Origin of the sequence: Martelella alba (assembly GCF_006516955.1) — a bacterium.
Taxonomy (GTDB): Bacteria; Pseudomonadota; Alphaproteobacteria; order Rhizobiales; family Rhizobiaceae; genus Martelella; species Martelella alba.
Window position 1 is genome coordinate 241982 of the sequence record NZ_VHLG01000002.1, and the last position, 15587, is coordinate 257568.

Genomic DNA, 15587 nt, shown 5'->3' on the forward strand with positions numbered 1-15587 from the left:
CCTTGCAACATATCATTTGCCGCAGTACAAGGTTTTCAGAAATTACTGAAATTCCAGATTTGACAGGACCGGATATGATTTTGTCGCCGATGGCGCAGGACTTTGTCCTACATTTCGGAGAGATGGGAAGCCGTTGGGGGATCAGCCGCACGGTCGGGCAGATCTATGCCCTTCTCTACATCGCGCCGGAACCGGTCTGCGCCGATGGCATTGTCGAGGCGCTGAAGATGTCGCGCTCCAATGTTTCCATGGGCCTGAAAGAGCTGCAGTCCTGGGGGCTGTTGAACCTGCGCCATGTGCCGGGCGATCGCCGCGACTATTTCACCACGCCGGAAGATGTCTGGGCCATCCTCAGAATTCTTGCCGAGGAGCGCAAGCGCCGCGAGATCGACCCCACGCTGTCCGTTCTGCGCGACATATTGCAGCGCGAGCCGGAAGATGAGGCCGACAGTTATGCCCAGACCCGTATGCATGAAATGCACGCCCTGATCGAACAGCTCACCGGCTGGTATGACGATATCAAGACGCTTGAGACAGAGCGGCTGAAGACGTTGCTCACGCTTGGCTCCAAGGTCACGAAACTGCTCGAAACCAAGGACAGGATCATGACGCTTGGAAAGCCGCCCAAGGGTGAAAAGGGCAAGGTGGCCTGAGCGATGGACCAGCGTGTTTCCCCCGATAGCGGTGCCGTGACGCTTGATCTGCCGGCCGGCCTTGCCAAGGCGGCGGATGAAAAGCCGCGCAGGTCCCGGCGCCAGCGTGAAAAGGCTCCATCCACGCCGACAAGCCGCCGCCTGTCCGCTGCTGCCTGGCTGCAAACGCTGGCCGAACTGATGTGGGTGCCGCAGGCCGCCTGCCTTGCCAATGGTATTGGCATGATTGCACGCGGCCAGCCGGTCGCCGATGTGGCGCCCATGGCGGCCATCGTGCTGATGCTCGGTCTTGTCAAAGCCTTGCTGGAACGTCAGGGCGCCAGGCTTGCCTATCGCGCCGCCCGAACCATTTTGAGCGAAAAGCGCGATGCCGCGATTGCCGCGATTGCCGCCCGCTCGCCGCTTGATACCGCCCGCGCGCCTTCCGGCGAGGCTGCCAGCATTCTCGCTGAGCAAGCCGAACATATCGTACCCTATCTCGCCCGCTTCCAGACGGCCCGCAAGAAGGCCTCGATCGTGCCGCTGGTCATACTGGCGGTGATTTTTCCCTTTTCCTGGATCGCCGGTCTTGTGCTCCTGCTTGCCGCACCGTTGATCCCCGTTTTCATGGCGCTGATCGGTTACAGTGCCCAGTCGGCCTCCGAAAAGCACCTCGCCGATATGGGCACGCTCAATGCCTTTCTGCTCGACCGGCTGCGCGGCCTTGCGACAATCCGCGCCTTTGATGCGGTCGACATGGTCTCCAACCGGCTGCGCGTGCGCGCCGAAAGCCTTCGTATCCGCACCATGGCTGTGCTGAAAGTGGCCTTTCTGACCTCGGCCGTGCTGGAGCTTTTCTCAGCACTGGGCGTTGCCATGGCGGCCGCCTATATCGGCTTCCATCTGCTTGGCGAGATCGGCTTTGGTGCCTGGGGCGACAGGCTCACGCTTGCCGAAGGCCTGTTCATCCTGTTGCTGGCGCCAGCCTTTTTTGATCCGCTGCGCATGCTCTCAGCCGTCTGGCATGACCGCGCCTCCGGTGTTGCAGCCCTTGAAGCGCTCGACCGGCTGGCCGAAAGCGGCCTGAAGATAGTCGATGACGCTGCTGCGGACGAACCGGCGGCCGTCCCGCGGCCCGCGCAGCCTGCCCATCTCCTCGTCCGCCATCTTGGCTTCACCCATGCCGGTGCATCGAACCCGGTTTTCGAAGACTTTTCCCTCTCGGTCGCCGAAGGCGAACATGTGGCAATACTGGGTCCCTCGGGCAGCGGAAAGTCGACCCTTCTGTCACTGATTGCCGGCCTTGCGGAACCAGCCAGGGGCTGTGTCGTGATTGATGACCAGACCCTGAACGCCGATACGGCCGGAGCCCTGCGCCGCCGCATTGCCTGGATCGGTCAGACGCCGCATCTTTTTGCCGGTTCGATTGCCGCCAATATCCGGCTTGGCCGGCACGAGATTGGTGTCGATGCCATCCGACAGGCGCTGACGCTTGCCCGTCTGGACACCACGGCCGAGGCGCATGGCCACGCGCTGATCGGCGAGAACGGCGCCGGGCTTTCCGGAGGTGAAGGGCTTCGCCTGACGCTGGCACGCGCTGCGGCCAACCATCATACCGGGCTTGTCCTCGCCGACGAGCCGACCGCCCATCTTGATCGTGCAACCGCCGCTGAAATCACCGAAGCGCTGCTGACCTTCGCCGTTGGCCGTACCATGGTGATCGCAACCCATGATCCGGTCCTTGCAGATCGCATGGATCGTGTCATCATCCTTGACGGGATGAACATGAGGGGGCGCCCATGAGACGGGGGGGATTAAAACCGCTCGGCCCGGTCATCCGGCTGTTCCTGAGCGAACGCCGGTTCGGGCTGCTTGCAGGTGTTGCACTGGCCGCGGCCACGGTTCTGGCAGGCATTGCCCTTCTCGGCGTGTCTGGATGGTTCGTCACGGCCACCGGTATTGCCGGGCTCTCGGCAACGACGGCCCTCGCCTTCGATGTCTTTGCCCCCTCTGCCGCCATCCGTTTCCTCGCATTGTCGCGCACGGCAGCGCGCTATTTCGAGCGGCTGCAAACCCATGATTCGACCCTGCGGGTTCTGGCCGGGCTTCGGGTGAGGCTGTTTCGCGGCTTTGCCGTGCCGGGCGCTGCCCGCGCGCTTGCCTTCCGCCCTGCCCGGCTTCTGTTTCGCTTGACGGCCGATGTCGATGCACTTGATTCGCTCTATCTGCGCGTTCTCGTACCCGGCTCGGTTGCTCTCCTGACTGGCCTCGTGACGCTGATCGTGCTGGGTATCCTGTCCTGGCCGCTCGGCCTTGGCGTTGCCGCTGCGATTGTTCTGCCTGGTCTTGCGCTGCCGCTTCTGGCGGCCAAAACAGCTGAAAAGCCCGCCCGCCGCCGCGCCCATGCACAAGAAGCATTGCGCGCCCGCGCCGTTGATCTCGTTGCCGGACAGAGCGAACTTGCCCTTGCCGGACGTCTTCATAACCAGAAACGCATGGTCGCCGATGCCGACCGGCGTGAGCGTGACAGCGATCTTGCCCTCAATGCCATCGAAACCAATACCGGCATGGGCTTTGACATCGTCACAGCCCTCATTCTCGCCGGCGTACTGATTGCCGGTGCCGGCCTTGCAGAAGCGGGCACCATCACCGCGCCGCTGGCAGCCCTGGCGCTGCTGGTGGCGTTTGCCGCGATGGAGCCCTTCGCAGCGCTGAGGCGCGGCGCCTTGGAGCTTGGCCGCACGCTTTTATCAGCCCGGCGGCTCGGCCCTCGCTTCGAGGCAGCCGGAGAACCTGCCAACCACCCGGCAACACCCCGCGATGGCGTGGCGCTAGCGCTTGAAACCGTGACCCAGCGCTATGACGGTCGCCGCAAACCCGCCGTTTCCGGTATATCGCTGGAAATTACCTGCGGCGAAAAGATCGCCCTGATCGGCGCAAGCGGGGCGGGAAAATCTTCGCTGATGGCCCTTTTTGCCGGTGAAACCATCGCTGAAGAAGGCTTGGTCTGTGCCCTTCCCACGACCCTTCTGACCCAGCGCACCGAGCTGTTCCGCGACACGCTGCGCGCTAATCTCAAGCTTGCAGCCCCGAAGGCTGGCGATGCCACACTGATGGATGCGCTTGATGCTGCAGGCCTTGGCGAAACGATCCGCGCCCTGCCGCTGGGTCTTGATACCGAACTCGGCGAGAGCGGCCTCGGGCTTTCCGGCGGTCAGGCCCGGCGCCTGGCGCTCGCCCGTCTCATTTTGCGCGACACCCCGGTCTGGCTCCTGGATGAGCCGACCGAAGGCCTTGACGGGCCGACAGCGCGCGACGTCATGACCCGGCTGTTGAGCCGGGCCGGCAGCGACCGTACGGTCGTGATTGCCACCCATATCCGCCGCGAAGCCGAAATGGCTGACCGGCTGATGCTGATATCTTCGGGGCGGATTATCGCAAGCCCCAGACGCGGTGAGGACGCCTTTCAGGTGACCCTTGCCACCCTGAGACCGGACTAGTCCGGTCTCTTTGATCACATGAGCTCCGGCTCCGCTCGAGGGGGCGAAGCCTGTAAAACCTGACCCGGTTTGAAAGCGGGAGAGACGCAATGGAACTGGATATCGTGGCGCTATCGCGCCTTCAATTTGCTATGACGGCGCTATACCACTTTTTGTTTGTGCCGTTGACGCTGGGCCTTTCCATGATCGTGGCGATCATGGAAACGGTCTACGTCATGTCGGGCCGCCCCATCTGGCGGCAGATGACCAAATTCTGGGGAACGCTGTTTGGCATCAATTTCGTGCTGGGCGTGTCGACCGGTATCGTGATGGAATTCCAGTTCGGCATGAACTGGAGCTATTACAGCCACTATGTCGGTGACATTTTCGGTGCACCGCTGGCGATTGAGGGCTTGATGGCCTTCTTCCTGGAAGCGACCTTTGTCGGCCTGTTCTTCTTTGGCTGGGACCGAATGTCCAAGGTTGCCCATTTGATCACCGCCTGGTGCGTGGCCATCGGCTCCAACCTGTCCGCATTGTGGATCCTGATCGCCAATGGCTGGATGCAGAACCCGGTTGGCTCCGCATTCAACCCGGCGACGATGCGCATGGAGGTCACGAACTTCTTCCAGGTTCTGACCAATCCCGTCGCGCAGGCCAAGTTCGTCCACACCGTTTCAGCCGGCTATGTCTGTGCTTCGGTCTTCGTTCTTGGCGTTTCGGCCTGGTATATTCTCAAGGGACGCAACGTCGAACTGGCCAAACGGTCCATGACGGTTGCCTGTTCCTTCGGTCTGGCCGCGTCGCTGTCCGTCGTCGTTCTCGGTGACGAAAGCGGTTACCTGACCACCGAACATCAGAAGATGAAGCTGGCAGCAATCGAATCGATGTGGAACACCGAACCGGCACCTGCTTCCTTCACCCTGTTCGGCGTGCCCGACATGAAGGATCGTGAAACCCACTTTGCCGTGCGCATTCCGTGGGTCATGGGACTGATCGGAACCCGTTCGCTTGATACGCCGATCGAGGGTATCAACCAGCTTGTCGATCAGGGCAAGACCCAGGTTGAGAACGGCATTCTCGCCTATGATGCGCTGGTTAAGGTTCGTGAGGGCATGGCCAGTGGCACGGCAGATCCGACGGATCAGGCCACGCTTGAGAAATACGGCAATGATCTCGGCTACGCCTATCTGCTGAAGCGCTGGGTTGACGATCCGCGCGATGCGACGCCCGAACAGATCACCATGGCAGCCAACAGCCTGGTTCCGAATGTACCGACGCTGTTCTGGACATTCCGCATCATGGTTGCGTGCGGCTTCGGCTTCATCGCCGTCATGCTGGTATTCTTCTATCTGTCGGCTCGCCGCCGTCTGGACACCTATCCCTGGCTGCTGAAGCTGGCCGTGCTGATCATTCCGCTGCCGTGGATTGCCATTGAATGCGGCTGGATCGTCGCGGAATTCGGACGTCAACCCTGGATCATCGAAGGCGTTCTTCCGACCGCCGCCGCTGTCTCCAGCCTTGGCGCTTCGACGGTGCTTCTCACCATTATCGGCTTTGCCGCCATCTACACCATCCTCTTCATCGTCGAAATGGGCCTGATGCTCGCGGGCATCCGCAAGGGTCCGCAGCCCGATCACGGTCCTGAAATGCCGATGCTCGGTATCGGCCAGATCAAGAGCAACGCGGCACCTGCGGAGTAAAAAATCATGGTATTGCACGATCTTATCTCCTACGAAGTCCTCCGCATCATCTGGTGGCTACTGCTCGGCGTTCTGCTGATCGGCTATGCGATCATGGACGGCTTCGATCTTGGCACGGCAACGCTGTTGCCTTTCGTCGGCCGCAATGACGTCGAAAGGCGCATTGTCATCAACACGATCGGTCCGGTCTGGGAAGGCAATCAGGTCTGGCTCATCCTCGGCGGCGGCGCCATCTTCGCCGCATGGCCGCTGATCTACGCCGTGTCCTTCTCCGGCTTCTATCTGGCCATGTTCGCGATCCTGTTCGCGCTCATCCTGCGCCCGGTCGGTTTCAAATATCGCTCCAAGCGCGAAAGTGCCGCTTGGCGCAACACCTGGGACTGGCTGCTGTTCATCGGCGGTTTCGTGCCGACGCTGATCATCGGCGTTGCGCTTGGCAACACCCTGCAGGGCGTTCCCTTCCGCTTTGACGATTCGCTCAGGGTCTTTTATGACGGCTCGTTCTTCGGCCTTTTGAACCCCTTCGCGCTTCTGACCGGTCTGGTCTGCGTCGCCATGCTCGTCATGCACGGCGCCTCCTGGCTGACCCTGAAGTCCGACGGCCCCGTTGCAGAGCGCGCCCGCGGCTATGGTGCCATCGCTGGCGTCTTGCTGATCGTTCTGTTCGCCATCGCTGGCGTCTGGCTCTATTATGGCATTGATGGCTACGCCTTCACGGCTGCTGCAGATCCTGCCGGGCCGTCCAACCCGCTGATGAGCGAAGTTGTCCGCGAAAAGGGTGCCTGGTTCACCAACTACGGCAAGTATCCGTGGATGATCCTGGCCCCCGTGCTCGGCTTCCTTGGTGCCATCGGTGCGATCATCGGCTTCAAGTCGAAGAAGGAAATCTTCGGCATGCTGTCCTCGTCGCTCTCGGTCTTCGGCATTGTTGCCACGCCCGGCGTTGCCATGTTCCCCTTCATCCTGCCCTCGTCGGAACATCCGACCAGCAGCCTGACGGTATGGGATTCGTCATCCAGCCACCTGACCCTCTTCATCATGCTGGTCTGCTCGGTGATCTTTGTTCCGATCATCATCGCCTACACCAGCTGGGTCTACCACATCATGTGGGGTAAGGTGACGCCCAAGGACATCAACAAGGAAGGCGGCCACGCCTATTGATCGACGGATGCGGGCCGCCCGCGCGGCCCCTCCCCCTCCAACGAACAAGGAGAATTGACTATGTGGTATTTCGCCTGGGTCCTCGGCCTTCCGCTGGCAGCACTCTTCGCCGTGCTCAACGCCATGTGGTATGAAATGATGGATGACGCCGCGAAGCAGAAAAAGGGCTGATCCGCCCGATCCAGTTCATTGCGGACACAGGAAAAGCCGGAACGGGAAACCGTTCCGGCTTTTTGCTATCGGAAGCAAAACAAATCAGATCCGCTTGCCCGCGAGCTTCTCATCTTCGGCGTCGACATGGGCCGCAACCTTGCGGTCGGCCGGATAGATATCCAGATAGTGCCGCCAGACGGAAAGCGCCTGCTCCGTTCGGCCAGATTGTTCAAGGATCGTCGCCATCAGCGCCATAGAGCCGATATCGCGCGGCTCCAGCGCCAGTACGGCCTGCAGATCGTCCATGCTTTTGTGGTAATTGTGATCGGCATAATGAAGCTGCGCGCGCTTGCGGCGGCCAGCGGGATCTTCAGGATCAAGCGCAATGGCCTCGCTCAGGAAGTCCAGCGCTGCGGCAGGATGCTGCTGGTTTCTGGCATCGTCCGACCAGGCGATCAGCAGTCGGATCGTGGCGCTGTCAGAATAATCGAGGTCTTCGTCAATCCGGGCGGCAATCGTGGCGGCCTCGTCGGCGTCACGGGTCTTCTTCAGCGAAGAGAACAACAGATCAAGCGATCCGTCCTCGCTTTCATCCGCCAGGACGGCTTGCTGGCCAGATTGAGCCACCACCTCCGCGGCAAAACTTGCCGTGCCGGAGAGCAGGATAAATGCCAGAAATGGGAGCACAGAAAAACGCATGACGGGAATCATATCCCGTCATGACGAAAAATCAAAGCAAATGCTGGAACCGGACAATCAGCCCTGACGAGCCTTGAAGCGCGGGTTCAGCTTGTTGATGATGTAAACACGACCCTTGCGGCGAACCAGACGGTTTTCGCGATGGCGGGCCTTCAGCGCTTTGAGCGAATTCTTGATCTTCATTTTTTCGATCCGCGTAATTTAACCGCGCTCGACTTCTCACAAGGCGGTCCGTTTCATATCAAAAGCGCGCCAGGTCGGCGCGCTTGCTCGTGGTGGTGTGCATAGCGAAAGAAGGCAGCCGAGTCAACTGCCGAGAGGTGGCTGCAGCACGGTTACATGGCCCATTTTCCGCCCGGGACGTCTTTCTGCCTTGCCATAAAGATGGACATAGGCGCCAGGGGTCTTCATCCACCGGGCAATATCCAGCATATCGTCGCCGATCAGATTATGCATGACGCAATCGCTATGGCGCGCCGGATCGATCAGCGGCAGGCCGCACACGGCACGGATATGCTGATCAAACTGCGAGATGACGCATGCCGCCTCGCTCCAGTGACCGGAATTATGCACACGCGGGGCAAATTCATTGGCAATCAACTGCTGATCGGAGGTCACGAAGAATTCGATACCCGCGACCCCGACATAGCCGAGCGCACCAAGCAGCCGCCCGGCCGCCGACACGGCATCTTCCGCAACGGCTGGCGCGATTGCAGCCGGCACGGTCGAGGTTCTCAAGATCCCATCGCGGTGGACGTTTTCCGCCACATCAAAGCAGACAACCGCGCCGTCGGCACCACGCGCTGCGATCACCGAAACCTCACGCTCAAAGGCGATCCATTGTTCAAAAATCGCCGGCTGGCCGGCAAGTGCGGCAAAGGCGCCTTCCGGATCATTATTCTCGCCGGTAAAGACCCACTGACCTTTGCCGTCATAGCCGAAGCGACGGGTTTTCAGCACACCGCGCCCGCCGAATTTTTCAAGCGCGGACTTCAGATCGTCCAGCGTGTCAACAGCAACAAAACCGGCTGTGACGATGCCGCATTCATTGAGAAAGCGCTTCTCCGTCAACCGGTCCTGGGAGACCGACAGAGCACGGGCCGGCGGATAGACCGGCCGGCGGGCAGCAAGCCGCGTTGCCGTGCGTTCCGGCACATTCTCGAATTCATAGGTGATGATATCGCACGCATCCGCCATCGCCGAAAGGCCCGCTTCGTCGTCATAGGCGGCGACAATATGCTGATTGGCGACCTGGGCGGCCGGGCAATCCGGATCAGGCTCCAGGATAACAGTGCGGATCGACAGGCGGGCAGCAGCCATGGCCAGCATACGGCCAAGCTGCCCGCCGCCGACGATGCCAATGGTTCTCATTTTCTATTCGTCCTCATCAATGGGATATTCGGCGACCGCCTCGCTCTGGCGGGCCCTGTATTCGTCAAGCCTAAGCGCGATCTCCGGATCAGACAGCGCCAATACGGCTGCAGCCAGAAGTGCCGCATTGACCGCACCGGCACGACCGATGGCCAGCGTACCGACCGGAATGCCGGCGGGCATCTGAACGATCGACAACAGGCTGTCCTGACCGGAAAGCGCGCGCGACTGCACCGGCACACCGAAGACCGGCAGCGGCGTCAGAGCCGCCGCCATGCCCGGCAGATGGGCGGCACCGCCCGCACCGGCGATGATCACCCGAAAGCCTTCCGCCCGCGCCCCGCTGGCAAAGGCATAAAGCCGTTCCGGCGTGCGATGGGCCGAGACAATGCGGGCCTCATAGCCAATACCGAGGATTTCCAGCATATCGGCGGCGTTCTTCATCGTGTCCCAGTCGGACTGGGACCCCATGATGATGGCAACAGGCGGTGTATCAATCTCGGTCATCGGCTTCCGTCTTCAGGCAGAGTTGATGATAGCGGCACCATATGTTTGTACCGAACAGCTTATGTATCTTCCGATACCAGAAGACGCCATATCACCAAAGCCTGAATGAGGAAAGCCAGCGGCAAAATGCCCGAAAATTGCCTCCGGAATCACAATTCCGCCTTCGACAACGACCTTTTCTTGTGTCAGACTAATATTGCAAATTGATGACCAAGGAGACCATCCAGAAGGATGGAATAACGAAGGAAGGACGTGAAAGATGACTGTTCAGACTCACATCGCCTCTCTCGAAGAAAAGCATGCCGATCTCGAGAAGAAATTACGTCACGTAATGACATCCCCTTCCAGCAATGACGAGGAAATCTCCGCACTCAAGCGCCGTAAACTTCAGCTTAAAGATGAGATGACGCGGGCACAGACTGCATCGAACTGACCCACACACATATTGGAAAGAGCCTCCCGGCACACCTGATTGATTGTGGCGGGAGGCTTTTTTCTGCGCTGTCGAAGCCAGGCGAAGCGCGCTGAAGCGTCAGATATCGTCAGCCTTTTTCTTCTTCTCGATGACGCCGACCTTCAGCATCACCTCTTTTGGAATGTCATAGGTTGCTGTCAGATGGTGGTCCGACTTCAGGCCGAGATAGTCGCGCTGGATGAACAGTGCAAAGGCCTTGTCGGCAGCATTCTGGACCAATGCATCGCGATCAAGATTGGAGCCGGGCGTATTGTCGTGCCGCTTCAGCGCCGCAAGCGCCTGTTCAAGATCGCGGCCGAGCCGGCCGAGCGCTTCTGCGGTCTCTTTCAGAAGCTCTTCCGAGAAGGCGTTGAACTGGCGTTCTACGGCATCGGGACGATCCGATTTCATTGATGTGAGCCTCGGCATGGTGCTTCCTTTCGAAACGCATGACAGAGGGCGATTTTACCGCGTCGACGCATCCCCGTCAAAGCCATGACTGTCGGTCAGTGCCTCAATAGCACTCGACCAGCACCGTTGCCTGTCGCAGCCGATCGGCGAGGTCCTCGGGCGCAAGCGGCGTACCGGTCGTCGAATGGGTCAGATTGATACCATTGGCATTGGCAAAGATCTGCGCGATCGAGCCTCTTATGCCAAAATTGACATTTTGCGGCAGATCGCCCGTCGTATCGGCGACATAAAGACCGTCAAGCTTGGCGACCACGACCCCCACAACCGCTCCATAGCGATCGACAATCGGCCCACCGGAATTTCCGGCCTGGACAGGTGCCGTGATCTGCAATCGCGTCGCATCATTGCCAACCCCCTTGAGGGACGAGACCGAGCCGCGTGTCACATTCAGCGTATCGATCAGCCCATGCAACGGATAGCCTGCAACCGTAACATCAGCATTGAGCCGCACCGGCTGATCGGAAAAGGCCAGTGGCTCGGCATCCGGTGACAACCCGGCCTGTGGCCGGATCAGGGCAAGATCGAACCCTTCATCGACAAAGCGAATATCGGCGGGTTTGCCGTCCACCGTTACGCTGCTGCAGGCGTCGACGACATGATGATTGGTCATCACATCACCTGCCTCATCGACATAGAAGCCGCTGCCTGAGGAACGCGCGGCGCTGCCAGCGCCGGCCGCTTGCCCGGCCATATCGGTTTCTGGCGGGATATCACCTGCGGCAGGATCGTCCGGGAGCAAACTATTCATTGCCGATACGAGATCAAGCAGGACACCCGTTTCAAGCGGCAGCAAATCGGGTTGCGGTCCGGCACGATAGCTCGCAATGATCAGGGCGGCACGATCAGAAACAGCCTCGGCCGGAGCGATAACCAGGAAATTTCGTGCCAAGGCACCTTCGACATCGCTGCGCAGATAAAATCGGGTATCGCCGGCCCTGCCTGATGTGACCCACAGGTCATCCCGGCGCAGCGTGTAAGGTGAAGCGTCGCTAGCGGAAACAACCTTTCGCAATTTTTCGTGCATCGCAACGCTTTGCGACAGGCCGTCCTTCTGCAGGACGACCCGCAGACTTCCGGCATCGTCCTCGAGCGTGATCCCTGCCTCATCATTGTTGACGACGTGGATCTTGGCATTCGGCAGCTGAAGTGAGACGCCGTATTGATCGATGCTGGTCGCGGTCCAGCCATCGTCATTGAAAATTCCATAGGCCTGCACAGCCAGCATGGCCGCATGCAGGGCGATAGGCTCAGCACTGAAATTGCGGGCAGACCAGCGCTCCAGCGCCGCCTGGGACCCGTTCCCCCAGGCGCAATCGAGTTGCCCCGTGTAATCCCCGGCGAGCGCCAGCCCTGCCTGCAGAAAGCACTTTTCGCTGCGGTTAAACGCCCGCGCGTCGAAAGGCGCCATCAACAGGTCAGCCGCTCCCGGTGTCTCTGCAGGCGCGTCAGAAGACCAGATCCGGTCTGTCAGACGCTCACCGGTCGAACAGAAAGCATCGGAGGGTACCAGGCCTGCAGCCTTTTGCTGCTGCAGCAGCTCGGGGGCCTGAAGACGGGGCAAAAGGCCGGAGGAGATGGCATACCAGCCATTCGCCGAAGCATAGACGGCATCATAGAGATATTGCGGATGGTCTTGAACATAGTCGACCACCGCATCAATGCTGGACCGGGAGGCGATCACAACAGCGCAGCGGTCTGCCGGAATGCCATTGACCGGCGCAGCCGCTGCGGGCAGCGCTGTCATGAGCAGAATGAAAAACAAAATCCGCACGATAAACATCCCTGAGCCAAGCTTTTCTTGTGAACCCCTTTGACGATGAAAATCAAGCATGATCGGCCAATCCGGACAAAACAAAACCGCCGGAGGTTTCCCTCCGGCGGCTATTCAAGATCAATCGCCTGTGACGATTATTCTGCGTCGTCGCGGTTCTTCAGAGCGGCGCCGAGAATGTCGCCGAGCGAAGCGCCCGAGTCAGACGAACCGAACTGAGCCACGGCTTCCTTCTCTTCGGCGATTTCCAGCGCCTTGATCGAAAGCATGACCTTGCGGTCCTTCTTGGAGAAGTTGGTGATGCGGGCATCGACCAGCTGACCGACCGAGAAACGCTCGGGGCGCTGTTCGTCACGATCACGGGCCAGGTCCGAACGACGGATGAAGGAAATGATATCCTCGTGGTTGACGAGCTTGACCTCGACACCACCGTCGTTGATTGCCGTGATTTCGCAGGAAACCACTGCACCCTTGCGCAGTTCGCCGGAAGCGGCAGCTTCAGTCAGCGAATCCTTGCCGAGCTGCTTGATGCCGAGCGAAATACGCTCCTTCTCGATATCGACGTCGAGAACAACAGCCTTGACGACATCGCCCTTGGCATATTCCTCGATGACCTGCTCGCCCGGACGGTTCCAGTCGAGATCCGACAGGTGAACCATGCCGTCGACATCGCCTTCCAGACCGATGAACAGACCGAATTCGGTCTTGTTCTTGATCTCGCCTTCAACGACCGTGCCGGCCGGATGCGAGAAGGAGAAGGCTTCCCACGGATTTTCGAGCGTCTGCTTGAGGCCGAGCGAAATACGGCGCTTGGCCGGATCGACTTCGAGCACGACAACTTCGACTTCCTGGCTGGTGGACAGGATCTTGCCGGGGTGTACGTTCTTCTTGGTCCAGGACATTTCCGAGATGTGGATCAGGCCTTCGATGCCCGGCTCCAGCTCGACGAATGCACCGTAATCGGTGATGTTCGTGACAGTACCGGAAATCTTCTTGCCTTCCGGATACTTGGCCGAGATGCCATCCCACGGGTCGGCTTCCAGCTGCTTCATGCCCAGGGAAATGCGGTGCGTTTCCTGGTTGATGCGGATGATCTGGACCTTGACCTGCTGTCCGATCGACAGAAGTTCGGTCGGATGGTTGACGCGACGCCATGCCATGTCGGTGACGTGCAGCAGACCATCGATGCCGCCGAGATCGACGAACGCACCGTAATCGGTGATGTTCTTGACAACGCCTTCAACGACCTGACCTTCTTCAAGGTTCTGGACGATTTCCGAACGCTGCTCGGCGCGGCTCTCTTCGAGAACGGTACGACGCGAAACGACGATGTTGCCGCGACGCTTGTCCATCTTCAGGATTTCGAAGGGCTGCGGCGTGTGCATCAGGGGCGATACGTCGCGAATCGGACGGATGTCCACCTGGCTGCGCGGCAGGAAAGCGATGGCGCCGTCGAGATCGACGGTGAAGCCGCCCTTGACCTGGTTGAAGATCAGGCCTTCAACGCGCTCGCCAGCTTCGAACTTGGCTTCGAGCTTGACCCAAGCTTCTTCGCGGCGAGCCTTTTCGCGCGACAGAACAGCTTCGCCAAGCGCGTTTTCGATGCGCTCGACATAGACTTCGACCTCATCGCCGACCTTCAGCTCACCGTCCTTGGAACGGGCGCCGAACTCCTTAAGCGGAACGCGGCCTTCAACCTTGAGGCCAACATCGATGATGGCAACATCTTTTTCGATCGCCGTGATAATGCCCTTGGCAACATAGCCTTCTGCGAGATCATTGTTCTCGGCAAAGGATTCCTCGAGCAGAGCGGCGAAATCGTCCCGCGTGGGGGTCTGTGCAGTCATGAAAACTCCTAATCGTGCCGTTTCCGCTCTGATTTCAGGTGCGCGGACGTGCACATATGCGCCGGTGGCTGGTGTTGAACCAGAGCCTTTCGCAGCACCCATTTCCTGACCATATGGTCAAGAATATTCCGGCGCCTGGATGCAATGAAAGGCCGTTTTCGGGAAGCGGAACGCCCGCAATCCTCATAAAAATGCTTTACGACGAGCCTCGATATACTCGCATGCTGCCGCAAACGCGGCTTCTATACCCATTTTGGACGTATCAAGCAAGTACGCATCTTCAGCCGGGCGTAAGGGGCTGTCCTTTCGCGATGTGTCCCGCTCGTCACGGCGGCGTACATCCTCCAGGATCACATCAAAATCAGCCTGCCCGCCGCCAGCGACGATCTCGTCAAAGCGACGGCGTGCGCGAACATCAGCATCCGCAGTGACATATAGCTTAACCGGCGCATCAGGGCAGACAACCGTGCCAATATCGCGCCCGTCCAGTACAGCGCCCGGCTCACGCGTCGCGAATTTCTGCTGCGCCAGAACAAGAGCCTGTCGCACTGCCGGCATCACAGCCACCCTGGAAGCCGCCTCGCCAATCGCATGAGCCGACAGGAGATCGCGATCGAGCCGGGACAGATCGACCTTGCCGGCCATATCAGCGGCGATGGCCTCGTCATCGAGCGGCAGGCCGGCTGAAAGCAGGGCATGGGCGGTTGCGCGATAGGTCAGGCCCGTATCGAGATGATCAAAGCCGTAGTAACCGGCAAGCTTGCGGGCAAGTGTCCCTTTGCCGGCTGCAGCCGGCCCGTCTATGGCGATCACGAAACCCATGCCACTCTCTTTTCTTCTGCAACTGCCGACTAGTTAGGGAAATGATCGGCCTTTTTCAATCATCGCCGCCGCCCGATCGGGAAAAAGAGGCTGATCGGCAGGCAAGAAGCATGGCGCCCCTGGCCGAGGTCCCCTCAACTTAGCCGTCCTACACGTGGCGCAGGCGCAATTTACATTGAAAGGCTTCACGACGGTGCCCGTCACCAGACTGCTGACAAAGTCATTCAGACTGCATGTTTGAGGTGGAGAAGCTCCTCCCTCCGTCGTCGTCCCCGTGCTTGGTCCACGGGGATCCAGATTCATAAGGCATTGAATAGAAAGTTCTTTCGCCGCGCGGACGCGCGTCGGCTGGATGCCTGTGAACCAAGCGCAGGCATGACGTCGGAAAAGGAGGCGAGGTTTATCAGCAGCCTGGCGGCGTTGCCCGTCGCGTTTTTCGATATTCTTCTGCCGCAATTTTTCCGCCACCTGGCATTGCAGCGCAGACAGATCATCGCGAAGCCTGGCTTTCCGGACA

General features: G+C 59.7%; 15 protein-coding genes. 7 read left to right on the plus strand and 8 right to left on the minus strand.

What is annotated here, in order from left to right:
- The first annotated feature begins 74 nt into the window (after positions 1-74).
- From FJU08_RS04635 to cydX, 6 genes are all read left to right on the plus strand, one after another.
- A complete protein-coding gene (locus tag FJU08_RS04635; protein WP_141147810.1) occupies positions 75-653 on the plus strand; it encodes a GbsR/MarR family transcriptional regulator in 579 nt (192 codons plus the stop codon).
- A 3-nt stretch (positions 654-656) separates the two neighbouring features.
- Positions 657-2435 carry a thiol reductant ABC exporter subunit CydD gene (cydD, locus tag FJU08_RS04640; RefSeq protein WP_141147811.1) on the plus strand — a complete coding sequence of 593 codons (1779 nt, stop codon included), beginning with the start codon at positions 657-659 and terminating at the stop codon, positions 2433-2435.
- Positions 2432-4132, plus strand: a complete 1701-nt coding sequence (cydC, locus tag FJU08_RS04645) for a thiol reductant ABC exporter subunit CydC (RefSeq protein WP_141147812.1) — start codon at positions 2432-2434, stop codon at positions 4130-4132. The genes cydD and cydC overlap by 4 nt, the downstream gene beginning before the upstream one ends.
- Positions 4133-4221: 89 nt before the next feature.
- Positions 4222-5814, plus strand: coding sequence for a cytochrome ubiquinol oxidase subunit I (locus FJU08_RS04650; protein WP_141147813.1), 1593 nt, complete (start codon positions 4222-4224; stop codon positions 5812-5814).
- Positions 5815-5820: 6 nt separating this feature from the next.
- Positions 5821-6975: a cytochrome d ubiquinol oxidase subunit II gene (cydB, locus tag FJU08_RS04655; protein WP_141147814.1), complete on the plus strand. Its 1155-nt coding sequence runs from the start codon at positions 5821-5823 to the stop codon at positions 6973-6975.
- Positions 6976-7035: 60 nt separating this feature from the next.
- Entirely contained in the window at positions 7036-7146 is a 111-nt protein-coding gene (cydX, locus tag FJU08_RS04660; protein ID WP_141147815.1) for a cytochrome bd-I oxidase subunit CydX, read from the plus strand.
- An 84-nt stretch (positions 7147-7230) separates the two neighbouring features.
- On the opposite strand, the gene FJU08_RS04665 is transcribed toward cydX, so the two are convergent.
- The 4 genes from FJU08_RS04665 to purE form a co-directional block, all read right to left on the minus strand.
- Positions 7231-7827, minus strand: coding sequence for a tetratricopeptide repeat protein (locus FJU08_RS04665; protein ID WP_141147816.1), 597 nt, complete (start codon positions 7825-7827; stop codon positions 7231-7233).
- 57 nt (positions 7828-7884) lie between these two features.
- Positions 7885-8010, minus strand: coding sequence for a type B 50S ribosomal protein L36 (gene ykgO, locus FJU08_RS04670; protein ID WP_141147817.1), 126 nt, complete (start codon positions 8008-8010; stop codon positions 7885-7887).
- Positions 8011-8133: 123 nt separating this feature from the next.
- Positions 8134-9198, minus strand: a complete 1065-nt coding sequence (locus FJU08_RS04675; RefSeq protein WP_141147818.1) for a 5-(carboxyamino)imidazole ribonucleotide synthase — start codon at positions 9196-9198, stop codon at positions 8134-8136.
- 3 nt (positions 9199-9201) lie between these two features.
- A complete protein-coding gene (gene purE / locus FJU08_RS04680; RefSeq protein ID WP_141147819.1) occupies positions 9202-9705 on the minus strand; it encodes a 5-(carboxyamino)imidazole ribonucleotide mutase in 504 nt (167 codons plus the stop codon).
- 259 nt (positions 9706-9964) lie between these two features.
- On the opposite strand from purE, the gene FJU08_RS04685 reads away from it, so the two are divergent.
- Positions 9965-10138, plus strand: a complete 174-nt coding sequence (locus FJU08_RS04685) for a YdcH family protein (RefSeq protein WP_141147820.1) — start codon at positions 9965-9967, stop codon at positions 10136-10138.
- Between the two features lie 99 nt (positions 10139-10237).
- Here FJU08_RS04685 and FJU08_RS04690 read toward each other — a convergent pair whose 3' ends face one another.
- The 4 genes from FJU08_RS04690 to cmk all read right to left on the minus strand — a co-directional run bounded on the left by FJU08_RS04690 (position 10238) and on the right by cmk (position 15070).
- Positions 10238-10588: a DUF6665 family protein gene (locus tag FJU08_RS04690; RefSeq protein ID WP_210245186.1), complete on the minus strand. Its 351-nt coding sequence runs from the start codon at positions 10586-10588 to the stop codon at positions 10238-10240.
- Positions 10589-10673: 85 nt separating this feature from the next.
- A complete protein-coding gene (locus FJU08_RS04695; RefSeq protein WP_181409748.1) occupies positions 10674-12401 on the minus strand; it encodes a S1 family peptidase in 1728 nt (575 codons plus the stop codon).
- Positions 12402-12538: 137 nt separating this feature from the next.
- Positions 12539-14248 carry a 30S ribosomal protein S1 gene (gene rpsA, locus FJU08_RS04700; RefSeq protein ID WP_141147822.1) on the minus strand — a complete coding sequence of 570 codons (1710 nt, stop codon included), beginning with the start codon at positions 14246-14248 and terminating at the stop codon, positions 12539-12541.
- Positions 14249-14431: 183 nt separating this feature from the next.
- Positions 14432-15070, minus strand: a complete 639-nt coding sequence (cmk, locus tag FJU08_RS04705; RefSeq protein ID WP_141147823.1) for a (d)CMP kinase — start codon at positions 15068-15070, stop codon at positions 14432-14434.
- Positions 15071-15587: the final 517 nt, after the last annotated feature.

Coding starts and splice junctions, on each gene's coding strand:
- FJU08_RS04635 (WP_141147810.1), top strand. CDS start 75: ATGATTTTGTCGCCGATGGCGCAGGACTTTGTCCTACATTTCGGAGAG.
- cydD (WP_141147811.1), top strand. CDS start 657: ATGGACCAGCGTGTTTCCCCCGATAGCGGTGCCGTGACGCTTGATCTG.
- cydC (WP_141147812.1), top strand. CDS start 2,432: ATGAGACGGGGGGGATTAAAACCGCTCGGCCCGGTCATCCGGCTGTTC.
- FJU08_RS04650 (WP_141147813.1), top strand. CDS start 4,222: ATGGAACTGGATATCGTGGCGCTATCGCGCCTTCAATTTGCTATGACG.
- cydB (WP_141147814.1), top strand. CDS start 5,821: ATGGTATTGCACGATCTTATCTCCTACGAAGTCCTCCGCATCATCTGG.
- cydX (WP_141147815.1), top strand. CDS start 7,036: ATGTGGTATTTCGCCTGGGTCCTCGGCCTTCCGCTGGCAGCACTCTTC.
- FJU08_RS04665 (WP_141147816.1), bottom strand. CDS start 7,827: ATGCGTTTTTCTGTGCTCCCATTTCTGGCATTTATCCTGCTCTCCGGC.
- ykgO (WP_141147817.1), bottom strand. CDS start 8,010: ATGAAGATCAAGAATTCGCTCAAAGCGCTGAAGGCCCGCCATCGCGAA.
- FJU08_RS04675 (WP_141147818.1), bottom strand. CDS start 9,198: ATGAGAACCATTGGCATCGTCGGCGGCGGGCAGCTTGGCCGTATGCTG.
- purE (WP_141147819.1), bottom strand. CDS start 9,705: ATGACCGAGATTGATACACCGCCTGTTGCCATCATCATGGGGTCCCAG.
- FJU08_RS04685 (WP_141147820.1), top strand. CDS start 9,965: ATGACTGTTCAGACTCACATCGCCTCTCTCGAAGAAAAGCATGCCGAT.
- FJU08_RS04690 (WP_210245186.1), bottom strand. CDS start 10,588: ATGCCGAGGCTCACATCAATGAAATCGGATCGTCCCGATGCCGTAGAA.
- rpsA (WP_141147822.1), bottom strand. CDS start 14,248: ATGACTGCACAGACCCCCACGCGGGACGATTTCGCCGCTCTGCTCGAG.
- cmk (WP_141147823.1), bottom strand. CDS start 15,070: ATGGGTTTCGTGATCGCCATAGACGGGCCGGCTGCAGCCGGCAAAGGG.